Raw genomic sequence first — 25,586 nt, 5'->3', positions numbered from 1 at the left:
CTTTTACCTGATCTTGGATCGTTACTGCTTCGTTACAGGCGTTAGCGTCCGTCGTCGCCGGCCAGCGCGCGGCGGACGGCGTCGACCGTGGCGGTGACTGCGGCCGTGTCTGTCTGGAAGTTGCTCACGGAGAAGCGGACCACGGCGCGGTCCCGCCAGCGCGAGGGGTAGGCGTACGCGACGCCGTCGTCCCGGATCCGGGCCGCGAGGGCGGTCGTCTCGTCGTCGTCGGGCAGCGCGATGCAGACCTGGGTGTAGACGACGTCGTTGACGACCTCGATCCCGGGCAACGCCGCCAGCTGCGTGGCCAGGTCCACCGCCGAGGCGTGCAGCCCGTCGACGAGGGCGGCGACCCCGGAGCGCCCGAGCGTGGCCAGCACCGCCCACACCGGGACGCCGCGAGCGCGCCGGGACATCTCCGGGACGTGCTCGTGCGGGTCGTGGCCCGTCGCGGCGGCCGGCAGGTACGCGGCGCTGCTGCCGAACGACGCGCGCGCGGCCGCCTGGTCGGCGACGATCGCGAGCCCGCAGTCGTAGGGCGTGTTGAGCGTCTTGTGCGCGTCGGTCGCCCAGGAGTCCGCCGCCGCGTACCCGCTGGTCAGGTGCGCGAGGCTCGGTGACGCGGCCGCCCACAGCCCGAACGCCCCGTCGACGTGCACCCACGCGCCGGCCGCGTGCGCGACGGCGATCGCCCCGGCCATGTCGTCGAAGGCGCCCGAGTGCAGGTTGCCGGCCTGGAGGCAGACGATCGTCGGGCCGCCGTCGAGGGCGGCGGCCAGCGCGCCGACGTCGATGCGCCCCTGCTCGTCGGCAGGCACGAGCTCGGCGGCGCCGAGCCCCAGGTAGCGCGCCGCGATGTCCACCGACGCGTGCCGCTCGGCGCCGGCGACCCAGCGCACCCGCGGACCCCCGCTCAGACCCAGCGTGGCCGCGTCCCACCCGGCCCGCGCGAGCAGCCGGTCGCGGCCCGCGCCCAGCCCGACGAAGTTCGCCATCGTCGCGCCCGTCACGAACCCGACCCCCGCTCCCGCGGGCAGCCCGAGCAGGTCGAGCAGCCAGTCCGCGGCCAGCTCCTCGACGGCGGCCGTGCCGGGCATCGGCGTGCGCATCGCGGCGTTCTGGTCCCACGCGCCGACCAGCCAGTCCGCGGCCAGCGACACCGGGTACGTCCCACCGATCACCCAGCCGTAGAACCGGGGCGACTGGCTCGCGAGCAGCCCGGGCTCGACGGCCTCGACCAGCCGGGCGACCACGTCGCGCGGGTCCTGCGGCTCGTCGGGCAGGTGCGGGCCGAGCGCCTCGATCACCTCGGGGATGCTCGCGGCGGCGGGGATCGGCCGTTCCGGCATGCCCGTGAGCCACTCGACTGCGCGGCGTTGCGCCAGGTCGAGCAGCTCGGGGTAGTCGCCGGACGTCCCGCCGCGGGTCATGGGGCGAGTGTTCTCCCCGGCGGTGCGCGGGTCAACGGTCGCGTCAGTGCCGGATCGAGAAGCCTTCCGCGCCCTCGCCCTCGGCGGCCTGCACGTCGGTCGACGTCACGACCGCCCCGGGCGGGCCGGCGCGGAACCACGCGACCAGCTCCTCGACGGCCTCGTCGGCGCCGGTGAGGAACGCCTCCACGCTGCCGTCGTCCTCGTTGCGCACCCAGCCGCGCACGCCCAGCCGCTCCGCCTCCGCGCGTGCCGACCAGCGGAACCCGACGCCCTGGACCGAGCCGTGCACGACCACCCGTCTGCTGCTCATGGCGACAGTGTCGACCGGCGGCGGGGTGCGCGCTCCCTGTACGGCTCGCGCGCACGGTCCTACGCTGCCGGTGTCGACACCCGCTCATCGAGGAGCACGGACATGGCTCACGGCGACATCACGCACATCGACATCCCGGCCGACGACATCCCCCGCGCCACAGCCTTCTACCGAGAGCTGTTCGGCTGGGACATCAAGGAGTACCCCGGCTACGAGGGCTACCCCATGTGGACGGCACCCAACACGATCAGCGGCGGCGGGATCAGCCCGCGCGACGACGTGCTCACGACCCCCCGCAGCTACGTCGAGGTCGACTCGATCGAGGAGACCCTCGCCAAGGCGGTGGAGCTGGGCGGCACGGTGGTCACGCCGAAGCAGGAGATCTCGCCCACCAGCTGGTGGGCCTCGTTTACGGACTCCGAGGGTAACCAGCTCGCCCTGTACGAGGGGACCACGGCATAGCCTCGACCCGTGACCGCACTCCCGATCGAGCTGCGCGCCGACTGCTCGCGCTGCGTCGGGCTGTGCTGCGTGGCGTCGTCGTTCAGCCGCTCGTCGGAGTTCGCGTTCGACCGCGACTTCGGCACGCCGTGCCGCAACCTGCAGGACGACCACCGGTGCGCCATCCACGCGCGGCTGCGGACGAGCGGGATGTCCGGCTGCACGACGTACGACTGCTTCGGCGCCGGGCAGCGCGTCACGCAGGAGCTGTACGGCGGTCGCAGCTGGCGTGAGGGGCCGGCGGTCGCGGAGCCCATGTTCGCGGACTTCTGGGCCGCGCAGAGCGTGCACGAGCTGCTCTGGTACGTCAGCGAAGGGCTCGAGCGGGTGGCCGCGGGGCCGGTGCAGGCGAGGCTGCAAGCGCTGGCCGACGAGCTCGACGCCCTCATGTCCAGCAGTGCGGCACTGCGGGCGGTGGACGTGCTGGCGCTGCCCGCCCTCGTGCAGCCCGCGCTCGACGAGGTCGTCGCGCTGGTCGGCGGCGGCGGACCGCAGCACCGCCGCGCCGACCTGGCCGGCCGGCGGCTCACCGAGCTGCGCGGGGCCACCCTGCGCGGTGCGAGCCTGCTGGGTGCGGACCTGCGCGGCGCGGACCTGCGCGAGGCCGACCTGCTCGGGGCCGACCTGCGGGGTGCGGACCTGCGGGGTGCGGACCTGACCACCGCGCTGTTCGTCACGCCGCGCCAGGTCGCCTCGGCGCACGGGGACGCGACGACGAGGTTGCCCTCGCGTCTGGGGGCGCCGCCGCAGCAGTGGGGATGAAGGGAGCGGGTGACGGGAATCGAACCCGCGCTATCAGCTTGGGAAGCTGAAGTTCTGCCACTGAACTACACCCGCACGACCACCGGCCGGGGCCCGCAGAGGCCCCTGCCGTCGTCGGCCCGGACAGCATACCCGGACCGTCGCGACCGGCGAACTCCGCATGTGAGAAGGTCGAGCGTGCCCCGATCGATCCGCCCGTTCCACCCCTCCGACCTCGGTGCGATCTACCGCATCTGCCTGCTCACCGGGCACGCCGGCGGGGACTCGTCGCACCTGTACGCGAACCCCGACCTGCTGTCCCACCTGTACGCCGGCCCCTACCCGGTCGCCGATCCGGGCATGACGTTCGTCGTGGCCGACGAGCAGGGGGTGGCGGGCTACATCGTCGCGACGGCGGACTCGGCGGGGTTCGAGCGGTGGCGCGAGGAGCACTGGTGGCCGGTGCTGCGCGCGCAGTACCCGCTGGTCGAGGACCCGCACGACGGCACCGAGGACCACGTGCTCGTCGCGCGCTTCCACGAGACGTGGCCGACCGAGGACCCCGTCTACGCCGAGTACCCCGCGCACATGCACATCGACCTGCTGCCGCGGCTGCAGGGGCAGGGGCTCGGGCGGGCGCTCATCGAGACGCTGGCCGACGCCCTGCGGGCCCGCGGCGTGCCTGGCCTGCACCTGGGCGTGTCCAAGGACAACCCCGGTGCGATCGCGTTCTACCACCGCGTCGGGTTCGTGACCCTCGAGGAGCACGCCTGGGGGCTGACCCTCGGGCTCGCGCTCGGGTGAGACGCCGACGGCCCGCCCCCGGAGCGGGGACGGGCCGGCGGGGAGCTGACGTCAGGACGTCGGCATCTCGGTGATCTGGGCCGCCGAGGGCGCCTCGATGGTGACCTTCTTGCCCCAGTCGGTCATCGTCATCTCGGTCGTCGTGCCGGCCTGGTCCATGACCATCTTGCGCGGCTTGTTGTCCGGGCCGATCCAGTACGTGTAGGTGAACGTCGCCGGGATGGCGTCGCCCGCGGCCTTGATCGTGTCGGCCATCGCGCCGGTGATCTTCGTCGTGTCCACGACGACCTCGTACGGCTGGGCGTCGACGCCGTCGAGCTTCTCGGGAGCGCCCGACTTCTTGACGCTGACCACGGCGTCCTCCATGGCCTTGACCGAGGCCGACGGGTCCATCTGGTCGGTGACGCCGGCGAAGCTCTTCGCCATCTCGTTCGAGTCGTCGCTCGGGTCGACCTTGATGAACTTGTCCTGCGTGAGCTCGCCGAGGTTCATGTACCAGATCCCGTCCAGGACGCGGACCTCCATGTCCATGCCCTGCGAGCTCATCGTCATGGCCATCGCGATGTCGTCGTCGTCGACCGCGGCGTCGCCCTCGGCGGTCATCGCGACCGTGCCGTTGGCGGAGGTCTTCATCACGGTGTGGTAGCTCGCGTCGTCCGCCATGGAGCCGGCGACGGTCTCCATGAAGTTGTCGGCGGTCAGCTCGCCGGAGGCGGACTCGTCCGAGGTGTCGTCCGCGGGCGCGGAGGCGGACGAGGCCCCGGAAGGCTTCGACGACGCGTCGTCGGACGCGCCCGAACAGCCGGCGAGAGACAGCGTCGCCGCGACGGCGGCGGCGACGAGGACGGTGGAACGGCGAGCACGCATGGCGGAGAGTCCCCCTGGGTAGTGGTCCTGAACCCCGACATGGTGACACGGAACGGGCGCGACCTGGGGATCGGCTGTGCGTGAACGGCGGGCGAAATCTGCAGACCCGCAGGTCAGCGGCTTAGATGCCTGGGGCTACACCGAGACGCGGAACGTGAAGGCGCCCGTGCGCTCCTCGCCCGGCTCGAGCACGAACACGCCCGTCCCGGGAACGCCCGCACCGTGCAGCGCGAAGCCGCCGTTGACGTTGGTCGCCGGCTCGATCGCGAAGCACGCACGCCGACGGGGCGCGTAGACGACGAGGTGCTCGTAGATCGGGTCGGCCCGCACGTCGAGGGTCACGCCCGCCTCGGGGTACGAGATCCGCACGTCGCGCCAGTCGCGCAGCACGTCGTCGATGAAGGCGCTGCCCAGTGCGCGCGGCGTGCTGAAGTCCGCCCGGGTGGGCACCGCGCCCGCGGCGCCGGTCGCGATCCCGTGGTCGAGCGGGTAGCCCCGGCCGGAGGGGATGTGCACGACGGGCTGCCCGGGAGGGCAGATGGGCGTCTGCTCGTGCGCGGGGTGCAGCGAGCGCTGCAGGTAGGGATGGTGCCCGAACCCGGCGGGGAACGAGGAGGTGTCGATGTTGCGGACCGACGTCGTCACCGTGAGCGCGTCGCCGTCCAGCGCGTAGCGGATGCGCGAGGCGAACCGCCAGGGGAAGTTCACGCCGGTCAGCGACGACGTCTCGAGCTCCAGGTCGATCGACGACTCCGACTGGTCGACGACCGACCATGCCGAGTACCGCACGGCACCGTGGATCGCGGTGCCGTCGGCGCCGTTGCGCTGCAGCTGCCAGGTCCGACCGCCGAACGAGAGCACGCCCTCGCGGAGCCGGTTGGACCACGGCACCATCGGGAAGCTCGCGCACTTCTCGGGGTCGCCGATGCCGCTGCGGCGGGTGGGGCGCAGCAGGTCGCGCCACACCCCGTCCGCCGTGCGGATGCGGCCGCCGGTGAGGGCCGCCCCCGAGCGGGGGGCGACGTCGAGCTCCCACGTCCCGCTGCGCAGGGTGGTGACGCGAGGGTCGGTGGGTGCGGGGGCGCGCACGGTCGACGGCGCCTCGAGCAGCGTCATCCGTGCGTCACCTCCCCCTGCCCACCGACCGCTCGTGCGGTCAGAGGGTGACCTCGACCCGGACCGTGGAACCGGCGGGCGCGTACGGGACGGTGTTGCCCTCGATGGGCGTCCCGTCGACGACGAGCGCACCGCGCGAGCCCTGCGCGCCGGAGTTGGTCACCGAGATCTCGTACGTCGCGCCGCGGGCGACGCGCGTGACCGTGAACGTCGGGACGTCCGGACCGATCTGCGGGTCGACGACGAGGCCGTCGTAGTCGGTCCGCACGCCCAGCAGGTGCTGGGAGACGGCGACGAAGTTCCACGCCGCGGTGCCGGTCAGCCAGGAGTTCTTGGCCTCGCCGTGGCGGACGGCCTCCTTGCCCGCGATCATCTGCGCGTACACGTACGGCTCGAGCTTGTGGACCTCGGAGATGTCCTCGCGGTAGGCCGGCGTGATCCGCTTGTAGTAGTCGAACGCGCGCTCGCCGCGGCCGAGCACGGTCTCGCCGATGATCACCCAGGGGTTGTTGTGGCAGAAGATGCCACCGTTCTCCTTGTAGCCGGGCGGGTAGGTCGAGACCTCGCCGAGCTGCACCTGGTAGGTCGTGTACGCCGGGTACTGCAGCACCATGCCGTGGTCGGTCGCGAGCAGCTCGCCGACCGAGTCGAGCGCCTGCTCGGCCGCACCGGACTCGAGCCCGATGCCCGCCATCGTCGCGAAGCCCTGCGGCTCGATCCAGATCTTGCCCTCGGGGTCCGCGTCGGTGCCGACGGGCGTGCCGTAGTAGTCGTACGCGCGCAGGAACCACTGGCCGTCCCAGCCGTCCTTGAGCACGGCGGTGCGCATCTCCTCGACGAGCTCGGAGGCGCGCGAGGAGACGTCCGCCAGGCCGCGGCGCGCGGCGAGGTCGGCGTACTGCTGGCCGTAGAGGACGAACTGCGCGGCGATGAACACCGACTCCGCGGCGCCGCCGGCCTGGTTCTCCGTGGTCTGGAACGACTCACCGGGCGTGGTGGAGAAGCAGTTGAGGTTGAGGCAGTCGTTCCAGTCCGCGCGGCCGATGAGCGGCAGGCCGTGCGGCCCGCGGTTCTCGACGGTGAACTCGAAGGAGCGCGTGAGGTGCTCGAACAGCGGGACCTCGGAGCCGGGCTCGTTGTCGAACGGCACGGGCTCGTCGAGGATCGAGAAGTCGCCGGTCTCCTTGACGTAGGCGGCCACGCCGGCGATCAGCCACAGCGGGTCGTCGTTGAAGCCGGAGCCGATGTCGTTGTTCCCGCGCTTCGTCAGCGGCTGGTACTGGTGGTACGCCGAGCCGTCCGCGAACTGCGTCGAGGCGATGTCGATGATCCGCTCACGCGCACGCTCGGGGATGAGGTGCACGAAGCCGAGCAGGTCCTGGTTGGAGTCGCGGAAGCCCATGCCGCGGCCGATGCCGGTCTCGAAGAACGAGGCCGAGCGGGACATGTTGAACGTGACCATGCACTGGTACTGGTTCCACACGTTGACCATGCGGTCGAGCTTCTCGTCGGTCGACCGCACCGAGTAGGTCGACAGCAGGCCGGTCCAGTGGGCGCGCAGCGCCTCGAACGCCGCGTCGGCCTGCTCCGCGGTGGCGAACCGGCCCAGCAGGTCGTGCGCGCGCTGCCGGTTGATCAGCTGGTGGTCGTCGTCGGCCCACTTCTCCTCGTCGGGGTTCTCGACGTAGCCGAGGGTGTAGACGAGGTCGCGGGACTCGCCCGGCGCGAGCGTGAGCTTCACCGAGTGCGAGCCGATCGGGTACCAGCCCGAGGCGACCGAGTTGGCCGAGACACCCGAGCGCGGCACGGCGGCCTCGCCGAGGCCGTTGTACTGGCCGACGAACGTGTCGCGGTCGGTGTCGAAGCCGTCGGCGGGCGTGTTCACGCCGAACACCGCGTAGTGGTCGCGGCGCTCGCGGTACTCCGTGCGGTGGTAGATCGCGGAGCCGTGGGGGCCCTCCTGCTCGATCTCGACCTCGCCGATCGACAGGTTCCGCTGGTAGTTCGTCTGGTCGTCCTGCGCGTTCCACAGGCAGAACTCGACGAACGAGAAGAGGGTGACCGTCTTCTCGGCGTCCGACTCGTTCGTGACGGTCACGCGCTGGATCTCGGCGTCCTCGCCCAGCGGGACGAAGAACAGCGTGTCGACCTTGAGGCCGCCGCGGGTGCCCGTGATGCGCGAGTAGCCCAGGCCGTGGCGCGCCTCGAAGTGGTCGAGGTCTGCCTTGACCGGCAGCCAGGACGGGGTCCAGACGTCGCCCTCGTCGTGCACGTAGAGGTAGCGGCCGCCCGCGTCGGCGGGGATGTTGTTGTAGCGGTAGCGCGTGAGGCGGCGCATCTTCGCGTCCCGGTAGAACGAGTAGCCACCGGCCTGGTGGGACACGAGCGAGAAGAACTTCTCCGACCCCAGGTAGTTGATCCACGGGTACGGCGTGTGCGGGGTGGTGACGACGTACTCACGTGCGTCGTCGTCGAAGTACCCGTAGCGCATTGGTGAAGCCCCTCGCGTGCTCGTCAGGATCACGCACTTCCCCCGGCGGTCCCGGCCGCTGTGCCGGTTCCTCGCCGCGGGGACGGCGTGGATATCAGTGGTGTGGGATCGCTCCCACGCAGCCCACGGACGAGAGCATAGCCCCCCGTCCGTGGGCCGTCACGTCACCTGGTCGGGGTCTCGGCGCCGGCCGGCACGCGCGAGGGCACGCCGGTGCGGCGCGCGTGGCGGGGGTCGAGGCCGGTGACGATGACCGCGCCGACGACCCCGTGCATGACGGACAGGGCGATGACCGCACCGGCGTCCAGCGCGCCGAGGGGGCCGAGGAGCGAGATCGCCAGGACGACCGCGCAGGTCACGCGCCATCCGACCGGGGCGGCGCAGGGATCGAGCTGCGCACGGTCGGCGCGTCGGGCGAACCACGTGCGCACGGGCCAGGCGACCAGGACGACGAGTGCCGCGAACAGGACGACCGCGGCGGGGCCGACCGTGGAGCCGTCGCCCGCACCGGGCACGGCCAGCTCGACGCCGGCGATCGGGACGGCGACCACCCAGACGGCGAGCGCGGCGATCGGGGCGGCGAGGACGACGGACCAGACGGGGACGTGGACGGGGCGCATGGCGTCCCTCCTTTCGTTGACGGGGTGGTGCGGTGCTCCGACGCTCCCGCCCCGGCGCGGTCGGCCGCCTCGGCCAGGCGGTCCCCGCACCCCCTCCTTTGGTCGGTCGCCCAGCGGCGCTGCAGTTCCTACGCTCGGGGCCATGGACATCGACTGCCCCCCGCCGCGCCTCGGCCGCGTGCTCGCGCCGGCCCTCGCCGTGCTGACACTGGTCACCGCGCTGACGGTGTGGGCCGCGGGGTCCGACGGCACGCGGACCATCCCGTGGGTGCTCGACGCGCTGGCCGGGCTCGCGGCGCTCGCGGTGCTGCTCATGGTCACGTCCCGGCCGCTGCTGGCCGGCGTGCTGCTCGGGGCGCTCGCCGCGGTGAGCCCCGCCGCGACGCCGGCGGCGACGGCCGGGACGCTGGTCGCCGCGCGGTGGTTCCCGCTGCGCACCGCGGTCCCGGTCGCTCTCGCGAGCGTCGTCGGGCACGCGATCCAGGGCCTGTGGCTGCCGATCGGCATGCCCTACGGGTGGTGGCTGGTGTGCGACGTCGCGGTGCACGCGGCGCTGCTCGGCTGGGGTGCGTACGGCCGCGCGCGGGCGACCGCGGTGCAGCTGTGGCGCGAGCGGGCCCAGCGCGCCGAGCGCGAGCAGGCGAGCCGGGTCGAGGAGGCGCGGGTCGCCGAGCGCACGCGCATCGCCCGGGAGATGCACGACTCGCTCGCGCACCGGCTCTCGCTGCTGGCGACCACCGCGGGCGCGCTCGAGTACCGGCCGGACCTGAGTCCGGAGCAGGTCGCCGCCGCGGCGGGCGTGGTCCGCGCGGGGGCGGGCGAGGCGCTCGAGGACCTGCGGGCGGTCATCGGTGTGCTGCGCGAGCAGCCCGACGAGCTGCGGCCGGCGCCGGGCCTCGCGGACCTGCCAGCGCTCGTCGCCGAGTCGCGCGCCGCGGGGATCGACGTCGACCTGCGGCTGTGGGCGTACGGGCTGCCGCCCGCCGTCGACCTCGCCGCCTACCGGGTCGCGCAGGAGGGGCTGACCAACGCGCTCCGGCACGCACCCGGCGCCGCGGTCCGGATCCACGTCGACCAGCGCGAGAACGGGATCGAGGTCGAGGTGCTCGACCGTGGTGGGCGCGCGGGCGGCCACAGCGCGGGGGCAGGGGTGGGGCTCGTCGGGCTGCGCGAGCGCGTCGAGCTGCTGGGCGGAGCGCTGTCCGCGACGCCGACGAACGACGGCTGGGTCCTGTCCGCCTGGATCCCGGCATGAGCGTCCGCGTGCTCGTCGTGGACGACGACGCCCTCGTCCGGGCCGGCCTCACGCTCATGCTCGACGGCGCCGAGCAGGGCGCGATCGTCGTCGTCGGCGCGGCGGCGGACGGCTCGCAGGTGCCGGCCGCGCTCGACGCCCACCGCGCGGACGTCGTCCTCATGGACCTGCGCATGCCGGGCACGGACGGTGTCGCCGCGACCCGGGTCGTCCGCTCCCGCACCGACCCGCCGGCCGTCGTCGTGCTGACCACGTTCGACACCGCTCCCGAGATCGAGGGCGCGCTGCGCGCCGGGGCCGCGGGCTACCTGCTCAAGGACGCCGAGCCGGCCCGCATCGTCGCCGCGGTGCTGGCCGCGGCCGCGGGCGAGCCGGTCCTGTCTCCGCAGGTGGCCCGTCACCTCATGGACGCCGCTGCCCGGGCCGGGGGCGAGCGCGAGCGGGCGCGAGCGGCGCTGGCGTTGCTCACCCCGCGGGAGCAGGACGTCGTGCGGGCCGTCGCTCGGGGGGAGAGCAACACGGGCGTGGCCCGGACGCTGTTCCTCAGCGTCCCCACCGTGAAGGCGCACGTGTCGAGCGCGCTGCTCAAGCTCGGGCTCGAGAACCGCACGCAGCTCGCGCTCCTGGTCCACGACGCGGACCGGGCCTGACCGACCCCGCCGCGGGGCTACCGTTGGCCCGTGCTGCTCTCCGACCGTGACATCAGGGCCGAGCTCGAGTCGGGCCGCGTCGCCCTCGAGCCCTACGACGCCGCCATGCTGCAGCCGTCGAGCATCGACGTGCGCCTCGACCGGTACTTCCGGCTGTTCGACAACCACAAGTACCCCTACATCGACCCCTCGACGGACCAGCCCGAGCTCACGCGGCTCGTCGAGGTCGAGCAGGGCGAGTCGTTCGTCCTGCACCCCGGTGAGTTCGTGCTCGGCTCGACGTACGAGCAGGTCACGCTGCCCGACGACGTCGCCGCGCGCCTCGAGGGCAAGTCGTCGCTCGGGCGCCTGGGCCTGCTCACGCACTCCACGGCCGGATTCATCGACCCCGGCTTCAGCGGTCACGTGACGCTCGAGCTGTCCAACGTCGCGACGCTGCCGATCCTGCTGTGGCCCGGGATGAAGATCGGGCAGATGTGCTTCTTCCGCCTGTCGTCGGCGGCCGAGAACCCCTACGGCTCGAGCGCCTACGGCTCGCGCTACCAGGGGCAGCGCGGCCCCACGGCGTCCCGCTCCTGGCAGAACTTCCACCGCACGGACGTGTGAGTGGACCTCCCTCGTCTGCCCCTGACCGACGACCCGCACCTGCCGGGTCGGCACCTGCTCGCGCTGCCCGAGGGGATCGACTCCGAGGAGGTCGAGGTGCTGGCCGCGAGCCGGTTCGCGGCCGCCCGCTGGGAGCCGCTCGGCGACGTGCCCGCGCAGCGCGGGCGCCGGCCGCTGACCGCCGCGTTCGGCATCCGGATCACCGCTGCACCGGCCGCGCCCGTGCTGCGGCTGTCCCGGCACTCGACGCTGACCGGGCCGTACGGCGTCACGCCCGACGACCTCGTCGCGCTCGGCCTGCCCGGTGCGACCGGCCAGGTGTACGACGTGGCGTGCACGCGTGAGCGCGGCGAGAAGCCCTACCCGGGCGGCGACCGCGACGGCATCAACCGCGCCTTCGCCGACGGGTTGCCCGTGCGCGAGGAGCAGCGCGTCGTGCAGTGGCTCGTCGACGCCGCCCGCCGCCTCGGCGGCTCGGTGCGCGTGGGTGGGCGCGGGACGATCCTCGCCCCGGACATCGAGGGCGCCATCGACCTCACCGTGCTCACCGACCGGTGGGTCGAGCCGAACCAGGCGCTGGCGATCGTCCAGTCCGCCGTGCCGCGCGCCCGCCTGTCGGTGCCGCCCCGCGCGTGGGACGGGCCCCTCGAAGGGGCCGGCCGGCACGGCGTCGGCGACGCCCCGCACGGCATCACCGAGCCGGGCGGCCGTGGCCTGCGCTCGGCGCTCGACCAGCACGGCGTGCGGGACCCCGAGGAGCGGCGCCGGCTGCTCGCCGAGGCCGCGGCGTTCGACGAGATGATGCTCAGCACCCCGCAGGCGGTCGAGACGTTCGGGGTGCTCGTCGACCTCGGGGTGGACGGCATGATCGCGGTCGAGGTGGGCGAGCCCGAGGAGGTGCCGCCGCTCCTGCAGGCGGTCGAGTGGGCGCAGCGCGGGGTCGTGGCGTACCGGATCCACTGGGAGCCCGTCGTCGTCGACGAGCTCGAGGCCGAGCGCCCGACGCTCGAGCACCGCGTGGCCCGTCGTCGGGCGGCCTCGACCATGCACGCGGTCGCGCGTGCGGTGCACCAGGCCGTCGGCGGGGAGATCGCCGACGAGGCCGACTTCCTCGTGGATCCCCGCGACCTCTGAGTCCTTGACCCCCGGGGCCCGCTGGCCCTACGTTCCGACCGGGCGATCTGCCCGGATCGAGGGGGCTCGTGATGATTCGACGGTCAGTGCTGCGCGGGGTCGCGATCGGGGCGGTAGGACTGCTCGCCGTGGGCGCGACGCAGCAGTCCGCGTCGGCGACCTACTACGACGGCGGGTTGTCGACGCTGAGCTTCTCGGTGCGCCCGGTCAGCATCAACGACGTGTGGATCGGGTACCTGGACACCGCGCGCGGCTACTGGAACGCGACGAGCGCCGGCACGCACATCACGCGCTCGTCGACCTCGAAGAACTCGTACACCGCCGGCCGGTGGAACTACAGCTGGGGCGGCCGCTACACGCCCACCGGCAGCGGGTCGAGCCGCACGTTCAGGGTCGAGGTCAACGTGCAGTACCTCGAGGCGCGGGCCGGCTCGAGCCTCAAGACCTGGATCCTGTCGACGAGCACGCACGAGCTCGGCCACGCGCTGAAGCTGGCCGACAACCCGTCCACCACGAAGGCGTCGCTCATGAAGTACGACCGTGACCCCGCCAAGATCTACAAGCCGCAGTCCTACGACATCAGCGAAGTGGTGAAGTACTCATGAGGGCTCTGCTCGTGCTCGTCGCGGCGTCCGGGCTCGCGCTCGCGGGCTGCTCCTCGGCCCCCGAGGTCGTGACCTCCTACGCCGACTACCCCTCCTACGAGACGCCGCAGGACATCGTCGACGCCGCGGACGTCGTCGTGCGCGGCGAGGTCACCGGCGCGCGGGTCAAGGAGGACCAGCCGATCGTGTCGACCACGGGTGACCCGTCGCTCAACCCGCAGGCGGGGCTCGACGAGGGGACGGACGTCCCCGGGGTCGTGGTGACGATCTCGACCGTGCGGGTCGAGGAGGTCATCAAGGGCGACGTGGCCGTCGGTGACGTCATCGAGGTGGCGCAGCTCGGTGGGCTGTACGACGGGGTGCGGTACGTCGAGGCGTCGACGGTCACCCTGGAGAAGGGCAGCGACGACTACATGCTGCTCCTCGCCGACCACGGCCCGGGCGTGCCGTACGACCTGCTGCACCCGGTGCAGGCCATGTACACGGTCGACTCGGGGGACCTCGACCCGGTCGCGGACAACGACGTGGCCGTGGACACGGTCGACGACCTGGCGGAGCTCGCCCAGGACTGAGGCGTCAGGCCGCCGCGGCCGGTTCGCGGAACTGGGTGCGGTACAGCTCGGAGTACAGGCCGCCCGCGGCGATGAGCTCGGCGTGCGTGCCGGTCTGGACGACGCGGCCGTCCTCCACGACGACGATCGCGTCGGCCTTGCGCACGGTCGACAGCCGGTGGGCGATGACCAGCGACGTGCGGCCGACGAGGGCCTCGTCGAGCGCGGCCTGGACGGCGGCCTCCGACTCCGAGTCGAGGTGCGCGGTGGCCTCGTCGAGCACCACCACGTCCGGGGCCTTGAGCAGCAGCCGGGCGATCGCCAGGCGCTGACGCTCGCCGCCGGACAGCCGGTAGCCACGGTCGCCGACGACGGTCTCGATGCCCTCGGGCAGGCTCGCGACCAAGGTCCAGACGTGAGCCTGGCGCAGCGCGCGCTCGAGGTCCGCGTCGCTGGCCTCGGGGCGGGCCAGGCGCAGGTTCTCCGCGATCGTGTCGTGGAACAGGTGCGCCTCCTGGCTGACCACCCCGACGGTCGCGCGCAGCGACTCCATCGTGACGTCGCGCAGGTCGTGGCCTGCGATCCGCACAACGCCGCGCGTCGGGTCGTACATGCGCGTGACCAGCTGGGAGATGGTCGTCTTGCCGGCACCGGAGGGGCCGACGATGGCCACCATGTGCCCGGCGGGGACCCGGAACGTGATGTCGTGCAGGGTGTCGGCGACCGGGTCGTGGCTGAGGGTCGCGACGGCCTCCAGGGAGGCGAGCGAGACCTCGTCGGCCGCGGGGTAGCGGAACCCGACGCCCGCGAGCTCGACGTCCGCGCCCCGCTGGGTCACGTCCAGGTGCAGGTCGACGGCGTCGGGCTTGTCGGTCACGGTCGGCTCGAGGTCGAGGACCTCCAGCACCCGCTCGAAGCTGACCAGCGCGGTCATCACGTCCACCTGGATCGTGGACATCGCGGTCAGCGGCCCGTAGAGGCGGCCGAGGTAGGCGGCCAGCGCGACGACGACGCCGACGGTCAGCTCGCCGCGGATGGCCATCACGCCGCCCGCGCCGTAGATGATCGCGATGGCGATCGACGCGAGCGTGGTCAGGCCGACGCGGAACCACGTGGCGTACAGCGCCCTGGTCACGCCGATGTCGCGCACGCGCGCGGCCTGGTCGGCGTACGCGGCCGACTCGCGGGTGGGGTCGCCGAAGATCTTGACCAGGTGGGCGCCGGCGACGTTGAACCGCTCCTGCATGATCTGGGCTGCGTCGGCGTTGCGCTCGTAGCTCTCGCGCGTGACGGCGGCGATCCGCTTGCCGAACCAGCGGGCCGGCAGGACGAACGCCGGCAGCAGCACGAGCGACAGGGCGGTCAGCTGCCAGGACATCGAGAACATCGCGGCGAGCACGAAGACCACGGTGAGCGTGTTGCTGACGACGTTCTGCAGCGTCGAGGTGAACGCCTGCTGCGCGCCGAGCACGTCGCCGTTGAGCCGCTGCACGAGCGCGCCGGTGCGTGCGCGGCTGAAGAACGCGAGGGGCATGCGCTGCACGTGGTCGTAGACCTCGGTGCGCAGGTCGTAGATCAGGCCCTCGCCGACCTTCGAGGACACGTAACGGTCCGCGACGCTCAGGCCGGCGCCGAGCAGGGCGAGCCCGGCGATGGCCGCCGCGATGACGACGACGCGATGCGTGTCGCCCGTCGCGATGCCGTGGTCGATGAGGTTCTTGACCAGCAGGGGCGTGATGGCCCCTGCCGCCGCCTCGACGGCGATGAGGCCGACGAACAGCGCGAGCTGCCAGCGGTAGGGGCGGGCGAACGCGAGGATGCGGCGCAGCGTGTCGCGGGTGAGGCGGCGGTGGGTGACCGCGCCGTCCTTGAAGAAGCCGCGCATCACCTGCGGGCCGCCGCCGCCGAGGGGGGTGGACATGGGGCGCCTCCGGGGGATGGTGGAACTGGCTTGCGCCGATGGTGAGGTTAACTCACTATGTGCCTGGTTCACAACCGGGCGGGGGTTCGGTAGCCTCACGGCCGTGAGCACCCACCCGACCGACGGCGTCTCCGGCGAGTTCCTGGACCTGCTCTACGGTGTCCTGCACTCGGTCCGGCGCGAGACGGCCGTGCTGCTGCGCTCTGTGGGAACCACGCCGGGGCAGCTGCGATTCCTGCGGACGCTCGCGCGCTGCGACTCCCCGCAGCGACTGGGCGAGATCGCCGAGCGGCTCGACGTCGCGCCGCGGTCGGTGACCTCGAAGGTCGACCAGGCCGAAGCCGACGGCCACGTCCGCCGGATCCCCGACCCGACCGACCGGCGCGCGACGCTCATCGAGCTCACCGACGGGGGTCGCGACCTGCTCGCGGCGGTCGCGGTGCAGCAGCACCAGGGTGCCGCCGAGCGGCTGAGCGTGCTCTCGGACGCGGACCGCACGACCCTCGTCGAGCTGCTCCGCCGCGTCAACGAGGCGTGAACCCGGTCCGGCTGCCGCTCCCGCCCCGCCGCCGCGGCCCGGTCCGCGCGACCGAGATAGCCGCACTTGTGACGAGAGTGCACTCGAGTCGACTCGAATCCGCCACAGGAGCTGACTCCTGTCACAAGAGCGGCTGTTTGCGTCCAGTTGCCGCGCGCCGACCTCGTGGGTCCGGCCCGCTGGCGGGGGTCAGGCCGGGCTGACCACGCACCACTCGTTGCCCTCGGGGTCGGCCAGGACCTGGAACGAGCCGGCGACGTCGTCGTGGCGCGTGCCGATGCGGGTCGCGCCGAGCGACTCGGCCTGGACGGTGGCGCCCTCGAGGTCGTCGACCAGGACGTCCAGGTGCAGGCGGTTCTTGGTCGACTTGGCCTCGGGGACGCGCTGGAAGGCGATCAGCGGCGATCCCGGCGCCTGCAGGCGGCACCAGTCGGGGTCGCGCAGCTCAGGCGTGCCGCCCAGAACCCCCGACCAGAACGTCGCGAGCCCGAGGGGATCCGCGCAGTCGACGACGACCTCGTCGAGCCGGCCGATCACGGCGACGTCTCGCGCACGCGGTCGAGCAGGAGCAGGGCGATGTCGGTCACCTCGGGGACACCGACCCCCTCGGTCGCGGCTGCCGCGACCCCGTCGCTCAGCATCACGGTGCAGAACGGGCACGCGGTCGCCACCACGGAAGCGCCCGTGCCGATCGCCTCGGTCGCGCGCGTGGTGCTGATCCGGGTGCCGATCGACTCCTCCATCCACATGCGCGCGCCGCCCGCGCCGCAGCAGAAGGACTGCTCCCGGTTGCGGGGCATCTCGGCGATCGTCACGCCGGGCAGTGAGCCGAGCAGCTCGCGCGGGGGCGAGTAGATCTCGTTGTGCCGGCCGAGGTAGCACGGGTCGTGGTAGGTGACGTCGGTGGCCTCCTGCGGGGCCGGCCGGAGCCGACCCTCGGCGACCAGCGTGTTGAGCAGCTCCGTGTGGTGCAGCACCTCGTACCGGCCGCCGAGCTGGGGGTACTCGCGCGCGATCGTGTTGAAGCAGTGCGCGCACGTGACCACGATCCGCTTCGCGCCGACCTCGTTGAGCACCTCCACGTTCGCGCTCGCGAGCATCTGGTAGAGCAGCTCGTTGCCGGCCCGTCGGGCCGGGTCGCCCGTGCAGCCCTCGCCGTCGCCCAGCACCGCGAAGCTGACGCCGGCCGTGTGCAACAGCTCGGCGACGGCCCTCGTCGTGCGCTTGGCGCGGTCCTCGTAGGCGCCCGCGCAGCCGACCCAGAACAGGTAGTCGACCGCGTCGGCGGACTCCACGTCCGCGCCGACGACGGGCACCTCGAAGTCCAGTCCCTTGGCCCAGTCGAGCCGCGCCCGGGCCGGCAGCCCCCACGGGTTGCCCTGCCGCTCGAGCTTGGTGAACGCGCCGCCGAGCTCCTTGGGGAACGCGGACTCCATGAGCACCTGGTAGCGGCGCATGTCGACGATGGCGTCCACGTGCTCGATGTCGACCGGGCACTGCTGCACGCAGGCGCCGCACGTGGTGCAGGCCCACAGGGCGTCGGGGTCGATGACGCCGCTGCCGATGAGGTCGAGGCCCGCGTGCGACTCGTCGGCCGCCCGCAGGTACGGGGCCGTCGCGGCGGCGTGGTCGCGCAGCGCGAGGGTGACGAGCTTGGGGGACAGGGGCTTGTCGGTGGCCCACGCGGGGCACTGGTCCTGGCAGCGGCCGCACTCGGTGCAGGTGGAGAAGTCGAGCAGGCCCTTCCAGGTGAAGTCCTCGATGGCGCCGACGCCGAGGCGCGCGTCGTCGGGCAGGTCGTCCAGGCCCTCGAGGTCCACCGGGCCGTGCTGGGTGGTGATCGGCTGCAGGGGGCCGAGGGCGGGGCGGCCGTCGGGCTCGCGACGCGCGTAGACGTTGACGACCGCGAGGAACCGGTGCCACGCGACGCCCATCGTCGGCTGCAGGCCCACGACCACGAACCAGGACATCGAGACGACGATCTTGACGGTCGCGACGACGACGGTCGCGGTCTCGAGCGTGCCCGTCTCGACGCTGCGCCAGGAGCCGCCGAACCAGGCGGTGAGCGGGAAGTGCCATGCGGACTCGTCGCCCGTCGCGTACTCGAGGCCGCGCAGCAGGATCACGCACAGCACGACGACCGCGACGGTCGCCTCGACGAAGTACGCCTGGGCCTGGTTCGAGCCGAAGAACCGCGAGCGTCGCGCGTCGTCGCCGCGGGGGCGGAGCCGCAGGCGCAGGACGAACAGCGCAGCGATGCCCAGCAGCGAGGCCCATGCGAACGCCTCGATGGCCCACTCCAGCGGCCAGAGGTGCCCGACGAGCGGGAGCGTGAACCCGGGGTCGACCACCTGTCCGTAGCCGGTGAGCAGCGTGAGGAACAGCAGCGGGAACGACAGCATGACGACCCAGTGCGCGACCTTGACCACCGGCCGGTGCTGGAACCTGCCGTGGCCGAGCACCTCGGCGACCAGGCGCCGCGCGCGCGGTGCGACCGGCCGCCACCGCCCGGGGGCCGACCGTCCGATGCGGACCGTCCGGGCGATCGTCGTCGCGCCGCGCGCGAAGACGCCCACCCCGACGACGGTCGCGACGACCACCACGACCAGCGCGACCCACTGCACCCCGTCCACGCCGACACGCTATCGGCCACCCCCGCCCCCGACCCGGGACCCGCCGCAGGCCGGACGCGGACCCACCGTCACGCGGGCGACGGCTCGCCGATCCCGCATCAGCTCGCTGGTTGCGATCGGCGAGGTGATGCGGAATCGGCGAGCAGTCGCGGGAGGCCGGGAGTCCGCCGGGGCGAACGGGAACAGGAGGTGAACCCTCGGGCGTTGCGGCGGGCGTGGGGGTCCGGCCGTCCGGGCGGTTGGTAGAGTCTTGACCAATCCGCTGGACCTCCTGGGGACGCCATCCGGCGCCCCCTGCGTGCCGTACCCGCGTGCCGTACCCGCGTGACCCCTGACAACAGATCCACGGAACGACCCGACCGCCCACCCCCGCCCCGACAGGACGGAGACCGGACGCGTGCTGCTGCTGCTCGCCATCCACCTGGCCGCAGCCGTCGTCGCGCCCGTGCTCGTGCGCTGGTGGGGCCGTCGGGCCTTCTGGGCGCTGGCCCTCGCTCCGGCGAGCGCGGCGGTGTGGGCGCTGTCGTGGACGTCGGCGGTGCGCGAGGGCAACGGGCCGGTCGAGCGGATCTCGTGGATCCCGCAGCTCGGCCTGGAGCTGACGTTCCGGCTCGACACCCTGAGCTGGTTCATGACGCTGATCGTCGGCGGCGTGGGCGCGCTCGTGCTCATCTACTGCGCGGGCTACTTCTCGACCACCGCGCACGGGCTCGGCCGGTTCGGCGGCGTGTTCGTCGCGTTCGCGGGCGGGATGCTCGGCCTCGTCACCTCGGACGACATGCTGCTGCTGTTCGTGTTCTGGGAGCTGACGACGGTCACGTCGTACCTGCTCATCGGCCACTACAGCGACCGCAAGGCGAGCCGACGAGCCGCGATGCAGGCCATCGTCATCACGACGGCCGGCGGCCTGGCGATGCTCATGGGCGTGCTGCTGCTCGGCGAGTCCGCGGGCACCTACCGCCTGTCCGAGGTGATCGCCCACCCGCCCGGCGGCACCGCCGCGACCGTTGCGATCTTCTGCCTGTTCGCCGGCGTGGCCACCAAGTCCGCGCTCATCCCGTTCCACTTCTGGCTCCCCGCGGCGATGGCGGCGCCGACCCCGGTCAGCGCCTACCTGCACGCCGCGGCGATGGTGAAGGCCGGGATCTACCTGGTCGCGCGGTTCGCGCCCGCCTACTCGACGCACGAGTCGTGGCGCTGGTGCGTCGTGGTCCTGGGCGGGGGCACGCTGCTGCTCGGGGGGTACCGCGCGCTGCGGCAGCACGACCTCAAGCTGGTGCTCGCGTTCGGCACCGTGAGCCAGCTCGGCCTGATCACGCTGCTCGTCGGCCTCGGCTCGCGCGCCACGGCCCTGGCCGGGCTCGCCATGCTCGGGGCGCACGCCATGTTCAAGGCCGCCCTGTTCCTCGTCGTCGGCGTGGTGGACGCCGCGACCGGGACGCGTGACCTGCGCCGCCTCTCGGGCGTCGGACGTGCCCTGCCGCTGACCGCGCTGGCGGGTGCCCTGGCCACCGCGAGCATGATCGGCCTGCCGCCGTTCGCGGGGTACGTCGCCAAGGAGGCCGGGCTCGAGGCTCTCGGCCACCTCGACGAGGGCTCGGCCGGACCGGTGGTGCTCGTCGCCGTCGCGCTCGGCTCCGTCCTGACCGTCGCCTACGGCCTGCGCCTGTGGTGGGGCGCCTTCGCGACGAAGCGTGCCGTGGTGCCCGCCTCCGCGCTCGTCCCGGACGCGGTCGCGACTCAGGTCGACGGCGCGAGCAGCCCCGGCACGACGACCCGGCTCGAGCCCGTGATCGGCGCGGAGCCGGCGCCGATCACCAAGCCGTCCCTGATGCTCGTCTGGCCCGCGATGATCCTGGCCGTCCTCGGCCTGGCCGTCGCGCTCCTGCCGCAGCTCGGCGAGCACCTGCTCCAGCCGTACGCCGAGACGTACCCCGAGGGAGAGGCCGGCCACCTCGCGCTGTGGGCGGGCTTCACGCCGACGTTCGTGCTGACGCTCGGCATCCTCGCCGCCGGTGTCGCGCTCTGGCTCGTGCGCGACCGGGTCGAGCGCTGGCAGTCCGGCGCGTACCGCGGGCCGGAGGCGGACCGCGTCTACCGCCGGTTCATGCGCCGCCTCGACGACGTCGCCGCCGACGTCACGGCCGTCACCCAGCGTGGTTCGCTGCCGCTGTACCTCGGGATCATCCTGGCCGTGTTCGTGCTCGCGGTGGGCATCACGACGATCACGCAGACGAGCTGGCCGGACCAGCTCAAGGCGTACGACCAGCCCGCGCAGGTGGTGTTCGCCGCCGCGACGATCGTCTCCGCCGCGCTCGCGGCCCGCGCCCGCCGGCGGCTCAAGGCCGTCATCCTGCTCGGCATCGGCGGGTACGCGGTCGCGGGGCTGTTCCTGCTGCAGGGCGCGCCGGACCTCGCGCTCACGCAGGTGCTCGTCGAGACGGTGACGCTCGTCGTGTTCGTCCTCGTGCTGCGCCGCCTGCCTCCGTACTTCTCCGACCGACCGCTGGCCGCCTCGCGCTGGGTGCGGCTCGGGATCGGCCTGGCCGTCGGCCTGACGGTGGCCGGCGTCGCACTCGTCGCGCCCGGTGCGCGGATCCACGCGCCCGTGTCCGAGGACTTCGCCGAGGAGGCCGTGCGTTGGGGCGGCGGGCACAACATCGTCAACGTCACGCTCGTCGACATCCGCGCCTGGGACACGATGGGCGAGATCTCGGTGCTGCTGGTGGCCGCGACCGGCGTCGCGTCGCTCGTGTTCCTCTCGCGCCGCGGGGGGCAGATCTTCCGGGCCGACGAGGCGCGCCAGGAGCGCCGCGTCTGGGCTGGGCCGGACCCGATGGCCCGGCTGCGCCGTGCCACCGACCAGGCGCGGGTCGACGCGCCGAGCACCGACCGCGAGTGGCTGCGCGCCGGGAGCACCCTGGCCCCGCAGCGTCGGTCGGTCATCTTCGAGGTCGTCGTCCGGCTGCTCTACCAGACGATGATCGTCTACTCCCTGTTCCTGCTGTTCAGCGGCCACAACGCACCCGGCGGCGGCTTCGCGGCGGGCCTGGTCACCGGCATCGCGCTGATCGTGCGGTACCTGGCCGGCGGCCGGTACGAGCTCGGCGAGGCCGCGCCCGTCCAGCCTGGCCTGCTGCTCGGGCTCGGGCTGTTCCTGTCCGCGGGCGTCGGGCTGTTCGCGCTGGTTCTCGGCGGATCGGTGCTGCAGTCCTGGATCATCGACATCCACCTGCCGCTGATCGGCGACCTGCACCTGGTGACGAGCCTGTTCTTCGACGTCGGGGTCTACCTCGTCGTCGTCGGGCTCGTGCTCGACATCCTGCGCTCGCTCGGCGCCGAGCTGGACCGCCGCGCGGAGACCGGTGAGGACGCCGCGTTCGGCTCCGACGACGGCGTGCGATCGGGGGCCGAGCGATGATCGACATGACCCCGAACCTCGTCCTGGTCGTCACGATCGGCGTGCTGTTCACCGCCGGTGTCTACCTGCTGCTCGAGCGCTCGCTGTCCCGCGTGCTCATCGGCGTGATCCTGCTCGGCAACGGCGCGAACCTGCTGTTCCTCGTCGCCGGGGGCGCCGCGGGCCGGCCGCCGATCGTCGGCGTGGAGCCCGAGGGGCAGATGAGCGACCCGCTGCCTCAGGCTATGGTCCTCACGGCCATCGTCATCACGCTCGGCATGACCGCGTTCCTGCTCGCCATGGCCTACCGCTCCTGGCAGCTGCACCGGCACGACGAGGTGCAGGACGACGTCGAGGACCGCCGCATCGCGCGCCTCGCGGCGATCGACGAGCGCGCGACGGCCGACGACGACACCGAGGAGGGCTCGGAGACCCTGGACGACGAGGCCGCCACGGCGCGCGACGAGACGGACGACGGCCTGCCGGCCGACGAGGTGCGCCGATGACCGACTGGAGCTGGCTCGTCCCGCTGCCCGTGGTGATCCCGCTGTTCGCCGCGGGGCTCGCGCTCGCGCTCTTCCGCCGCCCGCGCCTGCAGCCGATCGTGTCGGTCACGGCGCTGTCGCTGGTGCTGATCGCGTCGGTCATGCTGCTGGTGATCGTCGACGACGGCCCGCTGGTGGTCGACGTCGGGGACTGGGCCGCGCCCGTGGGCATCGACCTGGTCGCGGACCGCCTCTCGGCGCTCATGCTGACGATCTCGTCGGCCGTCACCCTCTGCGTCCTGCTCTACTCGCTCGCGCAGGGTCGGGACGACGACGAGGAGTCGGCCCCCGTCTCGATCTACCACCCGACCTACCTGGTGCTGACCGCGGGGGTCGCCAACGCGTTCCTGTCGGGCGACCTGTTCAACATCTACGTCGGCTTCGAGATCCTGCTCGCCGCCTCGTTCGTGCTGCTCACGCTGGGCGGGACCGGGGAGCGTATCCGCGCGGGCAGCATCTACGTCGTCGTCGCGCTGCTGTCCTCCGTGCTGTTCCTCGTCGCGATCGCGCTGATCTACGCCGCGACCGGCACGGTGAACCTCGCCCAGCTCGCCATCCGGCTGCCGGAGATCGACCCCGGGATACGCCTCGTGCTGCAGGTCCTGCTGCTCCTGGCGTTCGCGATCAAGGCGGCGATCTTCCCGCTGTCCGCCTGGCTGCCCGACTCCTACCCGACCGCCCCCGCGCCCGTCACCGCCGTGTTCGCCGGCCTGCTCACCAAGGTCGGCGTCTACGCGATCATCCGGACCCAGACGCTGCTCTTCCCGGACGGGCGGCTCGACGACGTCCTGATGTGGCTCGCGCTGGCGACGATGGTCGTCGGGATCCTCGGAGCGGTCGCGCAGGACGACATCAAGCGACTGCTCTCGTTCACGCTCGTGAGCCACATCGGCTACATGGTCTTCGGCATCGCCCTGTCCACGGATGCCGGCTGGACCGCCTCGATCTACTACGTCGCCCACCACATCACCGTGCAGACCGCGCTGTTCCTGGTGGTGGGCCTGGTCGAACGCGTGGGCGGGTCGACGTCGCTGACGAGGCTGGGCGGCCTCGCTCGGGTGGCGCCCGTGCTCGCGATCCTGTTCTTCGTGCCCGCCATGAACCTCGCCGGGATCCCCCCGCTCTCCGGGTTCCTCGGCAAGCTCGGGTTGCTCGAGGCCGGCGTACATGTCGGTACACCGCTGGCGTACACGTTGGTCGTCGGCGGCATCGTCACCTCGCTGCTCACCCTGTACGCGCTGATCAAGGCGTGGAACAAGGCGTTCTGGCAGACCCCCGAGGTCGAGCCGCGACCGGTCCACCTGCCGTTCGGGATGGTCGGTCCGGCTGCTGCGCTCATCGGCGTCGGCCTCGTCCTGACCTTCGCGGGCGGACCGTTGTACGCCTACACGGAGCGCGCGTCGGTGGCCCTCGTCGAGCGGACGCCGTACATCGACGCCGTGCTGCCGGACGGCGAGCGCGGCACGGGCGACTCGGCGGACGTCGCTGACCGCGACGACCACATCACCATCGACCTGGGCGGAGGCCACGGATGAGCCTGCACCCGCGCCGCGCCCGGCCGCGTCCCCAGTGGGGGACGGTCGCGTGGCTGACCGTCGTCTGGGTCCTGCTGTGGGGTGACCTGTCGCTCGGGAACGTGATCGCCGGCGTCCTCATCGGCCTCGCCGTGACCACCGGCCTGCGGATGGCGCCGCTCGCGTTCCACGGGCACGTGCGGCCCCTCGGCGTCGCCCGCCTCGCGGTCCGGTTCGCGGTCGACCTCGTGCGCGCGTCGTTCGAGGTCAGCCTGCTCGCGCTGCGGCCGCGCTACACGCCGCGCGGCGCGGTGATCGGCGTGCAGCTGCGCAGCCACTCCGACCTCTACCTGACCATGACCGCCGAGCTGTGCTCGCTGGTGCCCGGCTCGCTCGTCGTCGAGGCGCACCGCCTCACCGGCATGCTCTACCTGCACGTGCTCGACGTGCAGCAGTCGGGCGGCATCGAGGCGGCGCGCCAGTCGGTGCTCGACCAGGAGGAGCGCGTGCTGCGCGCGTTCGCCTCGGACGCCGAGCTGATCGGCGCCGGCCTGCTGGAGGTGCGCGCATGAGTTGGATCATCGCCGCGTGCGGCGTGCTGCTGACCGCGGGCGCGGTGCTGGCCGTCGTGCGTGCGGAGAAGGGCCCCTCGATCCTCGACCGGACCGTGGCGCTGGACATCGTCGTGACGACGATGATCGCGGCGGTCGCGCTGTACGCGGCGGTCGAGCGCCGGGCCGACGTCGTGCCCGTGCTCGTCGTGCTCTCGCTCGTCGGCTTCGTCGGCTCGGTGACGGTCGCACGCTTCGCGTCCGTCGAGCCCGAGGGCGAGGGCCGCGTCCGCACGCGCGAGGAGGTCGCCGCGGAGGACAAGGCCCGCCGCGAGGCCGAGGAGGAAGAAGAGCGCCGCCGCGTCTCCGGGACCGACGAGCACCACGGTGGCGGAGCCGAGGGGGAGGTCCGATGAGCTGGGACACCGTGGCGGACGTCGCCTCCGCGATCTGCCTGCTGGGCGGCGCGTTCCTCGCGTTCGCGGCCGGCGTCGGCGTGCTGCGCTTCCCCGACCTCCTCTCGCGCATGCACGCGGGGACCAAGCCGCAGGTGCTCGGGCTGGTGCTCGTGCTGATCGGCCTCGCGCTGCGGCTGCGGTCCGGGGGTGCGGTGTGGGCGCTCGTGCTCGTCGCGATCTTCCAGATGCTCACCGCGCCCGTGGCCGCGCACATGGTCGGGCGCGCCGGGTACCGGACCGGGAAGGTGCGCAACGACCTGCTGGTCGTGGACGAGCTGACGAACGACCTGGACCGGGTCGTACGCGAGGACGACGAGCGGCCGCCCGCGTAGGGTTTGCCCG

At 72.8% G+C, this 25,586-nt stretch carries 25 protein-coding genes and 1 tRNA gene; 16 read left to right on the top strand and 10 right to left on the bottom strand.

What is annotated here, in order from left to right:
* Positions 1–41 precede the first annotated feature (41 nt).
* Together EDF34_RS14375 and EDF34_RS14370 are read right to left on the bottom strand one after the other, a co-directional pair.
* Entirely contained in the window at positions 42–1,430 is a 1,389-nt protein-coding gene (locus EDF34_RS14375; RefSeq protein WP_123372181.1) for an aminotransferase class V-fold PLP-dependent enzyme, read from the bottom strand.
* Positions 1,431–1,473: 43 nt separating this feature from the next.
* Complete coding sequence (locus EDF34_RS14370) at positions 1,474–1,743, bottom strand: acylphosphatase (RefSeq protein WP_123372180.1); 270 nt, start codon at positions 1,741–1,743, stop codon at positions 1,474–1,476.
* Between the two features lie 102 nt (positions 1,744–1,845).
* Between EDF34_RS14370 and EDF34_RS14365 the strand changes: the two genes are divergently transcribed.
* Positions 1,846–2,205, top strand: coding sequence for a VOC family protein (locus EDF34_RS14365; protein ID WP_123372179.1), 360 nt, complete (start codon positions 1,846–1,848; stop codon positions 2,203–2,205).
* Between the two features lie 9 nt (positions 2,206–2,214).
* The gene (locus tag EDF34_RS14360) at positions 2,215–3,006 is read left to right on the top strand and encodes a pentapeptide repeat-containing protein (RefSeq protein ID WP_123372178.1); all 792 of its coding nucleotides are present in this window, start codon (positions 2,215–2,217) and stop codon (positions 3,004–3,006) included.
* A 4-nt stretch (positions 3,007–3,010) separates the two neighbouring features.
* On the opposite strand, the gene EDF34_RS14355 is transcribed toward EDF34_RS14360, so the two are convergent.
* Positions 3,011–3,081, bottom strand: a tRNA-Gly gene (locus EDF34_RS14355).
* A 102-nt stretch (positions 3,082–3,183) separates the two neighbouring features.
* On the opposite strand from EDF34_RS14355, the gene EDF34_RS14350 reads away from it, so the two are divergent.
* Positions 3,184–3,789, top strand: a complete 606-nt coding sequence (locus tag EDF34_RS14350; protein WP_123372177.1) for a GNAT family N-acetyltransferase — start codon at positions 3,184–3,186, stop codon at positions 3,787–3,789.
* 51 nt (positions 3,790–3,840) lie between these two features.
* Here the strand turns inward: EDF34_RS14350 and EDF34_RS14345 are convergent, their stop codons facing one another.
* The 4 genes from EDF34_RS14345 to EDF34_RS14330 all read right to left on the bottom strand — a co-directional run bounded on the left by EDF34_RS14345 (position 3,841) and on the right by EDF34_RS14330 (position 8,883).
* Complete coding sequence (locus EDF34_RS14345; RefSeq protein WP_123372176.1) at positions 3,841–4,656, bottom strand: LppX_LprAFG lipoprotein; 816 nt, start codon at positions 4,654–4,656, stop codon at positions 3,841–3,843.
* Between the two features lie 135 nt (positions 4,657–4,791).
* Entirely contained in the window at positions 4,792–5,772 is a 981-nt protein-coding gene (locus tag EDF34_RS14340; RefSeq protein ID WP_123372175.1) for an aldose 1-epimerase, read from the bottom strand.
* A gap of 40 nt (positions 5,773–5,812) precedes the next feature.
* Complete coding sequence (locus EDF34_RS14335; RefSeq protein ID WP_123372174.1) at positions 5,813–8,263, bottom strand: GH36-type glycosyl hydrolase domain-containing protein; 2,451 nt, start codon at positions 8,261–8,263, stop codon at positions 5,813–5,815.
* Between the two features lie 164 nt (positions 8,264–8,427).
* A complete protein-coding gene (locus EDF34_RS14330) occupies positions 8,428–8,883 on the bottom strand; it encodes a DUF6069 family protein (protein WP_123372173.1) in 456 nt (151 codons plus the stop codon).
* A gap of 142 nt (positions 8,884–9,025) precedes the next feature.
* Between EDF34_RS14330 and EDF34_RS14325 the strand changes: the two genes are divergently transcribed.
* From EDF34_RS14325 to EDF34_RS14300, 6 genes are all read left to right on the top strand, one after another.
* Positions 9,026–10,138 (top strand): sensor histidine kinase, encoded by a 1,113-nt coding sequence (locus EDF34_RS14325; protein WP_123372172.1) that lies wholly within the window; start codon positions 9,026–9,028, stop codon positions 10,136–10,138.
* On the top strand, positions 10,135–10,788 hold the full coding sequence (locus EDF34_RS14320) for a response regulator transcription factor (RefSeq protein WP_123372171.1): 654 nt from the start codon (positions 10,135–10,137) through the stop codon (positions 10,786–10,788). The genes EDF34_RS14325 and EDF34_RS14320 overlap by 4 nt, the downstream gene beginning before the upstream one ends.
* A gap of 30 nt (positions 10,789–10,818) precedes the next feature.
* Positions 10,819–11,394: a dCTP deaminase gene (dcd, locus tag EDF34_RS14315; RefSeq protein WP_123372170.1), complete on the top strand. Its 576-nt coding sequence runs from the start codon at positions 10,819–10,821 to the stop codon at positions 11,392–11,394.
* Positions 11,395–12,528 carry a hypothetical protein gene (locus EDF34_RS14310; RefSeq protein WP_123372169.1) on the top strand — a complete coding sequence of 378 codons (1,134 nt, stop codon included), beginning with the start codon at positions 11,395–11,397 and terminating at the stop codon, positions 12,526–12,528.
* A 71-nt stretch (positions 12,529–12,599) separates the two neighbouring features.
* Complete coding sequence (locus EDF34_RS14305) at positions 12,600–13,133, top strand: hypothetical protein (protein WP_148076646.1); 534 nt, start codon at positions 12,600–12,602, stop codon at positions 13,131–13,133.
* A complete protein-coding gene (locus tag EDF34_RS14300; RefSeq protein ID WP_123372167.1) occupies positions 13,130–13,705 on the top strand; it encodes a hypothetical protein in 576 nt (191 codons plus the stop codon). Before EDF34_RS14305 ends, EDF34_RS14300 begins: the two co-directional genes overlap by 4 nt.
* A 4-nt stretch (positions 13,706–13,709) precedes the next feature.
* On the opposite strand, the gene EDF34_RS14295 is transcribed toward EDF34_RS14300, so the two are convergent.
* A complete protein-coding gene (locus EDF34_RS14295; RefSeq protein WP_123372166.1) occupies positions 13,710–15,605 on the bottom strand; it encodes an ABC transporter ATP-binding protein in 1,896 nt (631 codons plus the stop codon).
* A 103-nt stretch (positions 15,606–15,708) separates the two neighbouring features.
* On the opposite strand from EDF34_RS14295, the gene EDF34_RS14290 reads away from it, so the two are divergent.
* Positions 15,709–16,143, top strand: coding sequence for a MarR family winged helix-turn-helix transcriptional regulator (locus EDF34_RS14290; protein WP_233575401.1), 435 nt, complete (start codon positions 15,709–15,711; stop codon positions 16,141–16,143).
* Positions 16,144–16,332: 189 nt separating this feature from the next.
* Here EDF34_RS14290 and EDF34_RS14285 read toward each other — a convergent pair whose 3' ends face one another.
* Together EDF34_RS14285 and EDF34_RS14280 are read right to left on the bottom strand one after the other, a co-directional pair.
* A complete protein-coding gene (locus EDF34_RS14285) occupies positions 16,333–16,680 on the bottom strand; it encodes a VOC family protein (protein WP_123372164.1) in 348 nt (115 codons plus the stop codon).
* Positions 16,677–18,776, bottom strand: a complete 2,100-nt coding sequence (locus EDF34_RS14280; RefSeq protein WP_123372163.1) for a (Fe-S)-binding protein — start codon at positions 18,774–18,776, stop codon at positions 16,677–16,679. Before EDF34_RS14280 ends, EDF34_RS14285 begins: the two co-directional genes overlap by 4 nt.
* 397 nt (positions 18,777–19,173) lie before the next feature.
* Between EDF34_RS14280 and EDF34_RS14275 the strand changes: the two genes are divergently transcribed.
* From EDF34_RS14275 to mnhG, 6 genes are read left to right on the top strand one after another with little or no spacing between them, the layout of a single operon-like run.
* The gene (locus tag EDF34_RS14275; RefSeq protein WP_123372162.1) at positions 19,174–22,197 is read left to right on the top strand and encodes a Na+/H+ antiporter subunit A; all 3,024 of its coding nucleotides are present in this window, start codon (positions 19,174–19,176) and stop codon (positions 22,195–22,197) included.
* Positions 22,194–22,682 carry a Na(+)/H(+) antiporter subunit C gene (locus EDF34_RS14270; protein ID WP_123372161.1) on the top strand — a complete coding sequence of 163 codons (489 nt, stop codon included), beginning with the start codon at positions 22,194–22,196 and terminating at the stop codon, positions 22,680–22,682. The genes EDF34_RS14275 and EDF34_RS14270 overlap by 4 nt, the downstream gene beginning before the upstream one ends.
* Positions 22,679–24,256 carry a Na+/H+ antiporter subunit D gene (locus tag EDF34_RS14265; RefSeq protein WP_123372160.1) on the top strand — a complete coding sequence of 526 codons (1,578 nt, stop codon included), beginning with the start codon at positions 22,679–22,681 and terminating at the stop codon, positions 24,254–24,256. Before EDF34_RS14270 ends, EDF34_RS14265 begins: the two co-directional genes overlap by 4 nt.
* Positions 24,253–24,807 (top strand): Na+/H+ antiporter subunit E, encoded by a 555-nt coding sequence (locus tag EDF34_RS14260; RefSeq protein ID WP_123372159.1) that lies wholly within the window; start codon positions 24,253–24,255, stop codon positions 24,805–24,807. The genes EDF34_RS14265 and EDF34_RS14260 overlap by 4 nt, the downstream gene beginning before the upstream one ends.
* Positions 24,804–25,202: a monovalent cation/H+ antiporter complex subunit F gene (locus tag EDF34_RS14255; protein ID WP_123372158.1), complete on the top strand. Its 399-nt coding sequence runs from the start codon at positions 24,804–24,806 to the stop codon at positions 25,200–25,202. Before EDF34_RS14260 ends, EDF34_RS14255 begins: the two co-directional genes overlap by 4 nt.
* On the top strand, positions 25,199–25,576 hold the full coding sequence (gene mnhG / locus EDF34_RS14250) for a monovalent cation/H(+) antiporter subunit G (protein WP_123372157.1): 378 nt from the start codon (positions 25,199–25,201) through the stop codon (positions 25,574–25,576). The genes EDF34_RS14255 and mnhG overlap by 4 nt, the downstream gene beginning before the upstream one ends.
* Positions 25,577–25,586: the final 10 nt, after the last annotated feature.

Source organism: Cellulomonas sp. PhB150 (assembly GCF_003755175.1).
Taxonomy (GTDB): domain Bacteria; phylum Actinomycetota; class Actinomycetes; order Actinomycetales; family Cellulomonadaceae; genus Cellulomonas.
The sequence above is the reverse complement of the archived record's forward strand: the minus strand, read 5'-3'. Positions and strand labels throughout refer to the sequence as shown.

Coding starts and splice junctions, on each gene's coding strand:
- EDF34_RS14375 (WP_123372181.1), bottom strand. CDS start 1,430: ATGACCCGCGGCGGGACGTCCGGCGACTACCCCGAGCTGCTCGACCTG.
- EDF34_RS14370 (WP_123372180.1), bottom strand. CDS start 1,743: ATGAGCAGCAGACGGGTGGTCGTGCACGGCTCGGTCCAGGGCGTCGGG.
- EDF34_RS14365 (WP_123372179.1), top strand. CDS start 1,846: ATGGCTCACGGCGACATCACGCACATCGACATCCCGGCCGACGACATC.
- EDF34_RS14345 (WP_123372176.1), bottom strand. CDS start 4,656: ATGCGTGCTCGCCGTTCCACCGTCCTCGTCGCCGCCGCCGTCGCGGCG.
- EDF34_RS14340 (WP_123372175.1), bottom strand. CDS start 5,772: ATGACGCTGCTCGAGGCGCCGTCGACCGTGCGCGCCCCCGCACCCACC.
- EDF34_RS14335 (WP_123372174.1), bottom strand. CDS start 8,263: ATGCGCTACGGGTACTTCGACGACGACGCACGTGAGTACGTCGTCACC.
- EDF34_RS14330 (WP_123372173.1), bottom strand. CDS start 8,883: ATGCGCCCCGTCCACGTCCCCGTCTGGTCCGTCGTCCTCGCCGCCCCG.
- EDF34_RS14325 (WP_123372172.1), top strand. CDS start 9,026: ATGGACATCGACTGCCCCCCGCCGCGCCTCGGCCGCGTGCTCGCGCCG.
- EDF34_RS14320 (WP_123372171.1), top strand. CDS start 10,135: ATGAGCGTCCGCGTGCTCGTCGTGGACGACGACGCCCTCGTCCGGGCC.
- EDF34_RS14305 (WP_148076646.1), top strand. CDS start 12,600: ATGATTCGACGGTCAGTGCTGCGCGGGGTCGCGATCGGGGCGGTAGGA.
- EDF34_RS14300 (WP_123372167.1), top strand. CDS start 13,130: ATGAGGGCTCTGCTCGTGCTCGTCGCGGCGTCCGGGCTCGCGCTCGCG.
- EDF34_RS14295 (WP_123372166.1), bottom strand. CDS start 15,605: ATGTCCACCCCCCTCGGCGGCGGCGGCCCGCAGGTGATGCGCGGCTTC.
- EDF34_RS14270 (WP_123372161.1), top strand. CDS start 22,194: ATGATCGACATGACCCCGAACCTCGTCCTGGTCGTCACGATCGGCGTG.
- EDF34_RS14265 (WP_123372160.1), top strand. CDS start 22,679: ATGACCGACTGGAGCTGGCTCGTCCCGCTGCCCGTGGTGATCCCGCTG.
- EDF34_RS14260 (WP_123372159.1), top strand. CDS start 24,253: ATGAGCCTGCACCCGCGCCGCGCCCGGCCGCGTCCCCAGTGGGGGACG.
- EDF34_RS14255 (WP_123372158.1), top strand. CDS start 24,804: ATGAGTTGGATCATCGCCGCGTGCGGCGTGCTGCTGACCGCGGGCGCG.
- mnhG (WP_123372157.1), top strand. CDS start 25,199: ATGAGCTGGGACACCGTGGCGGACGTCGCCTCCGCGATCTGCCTGCTG.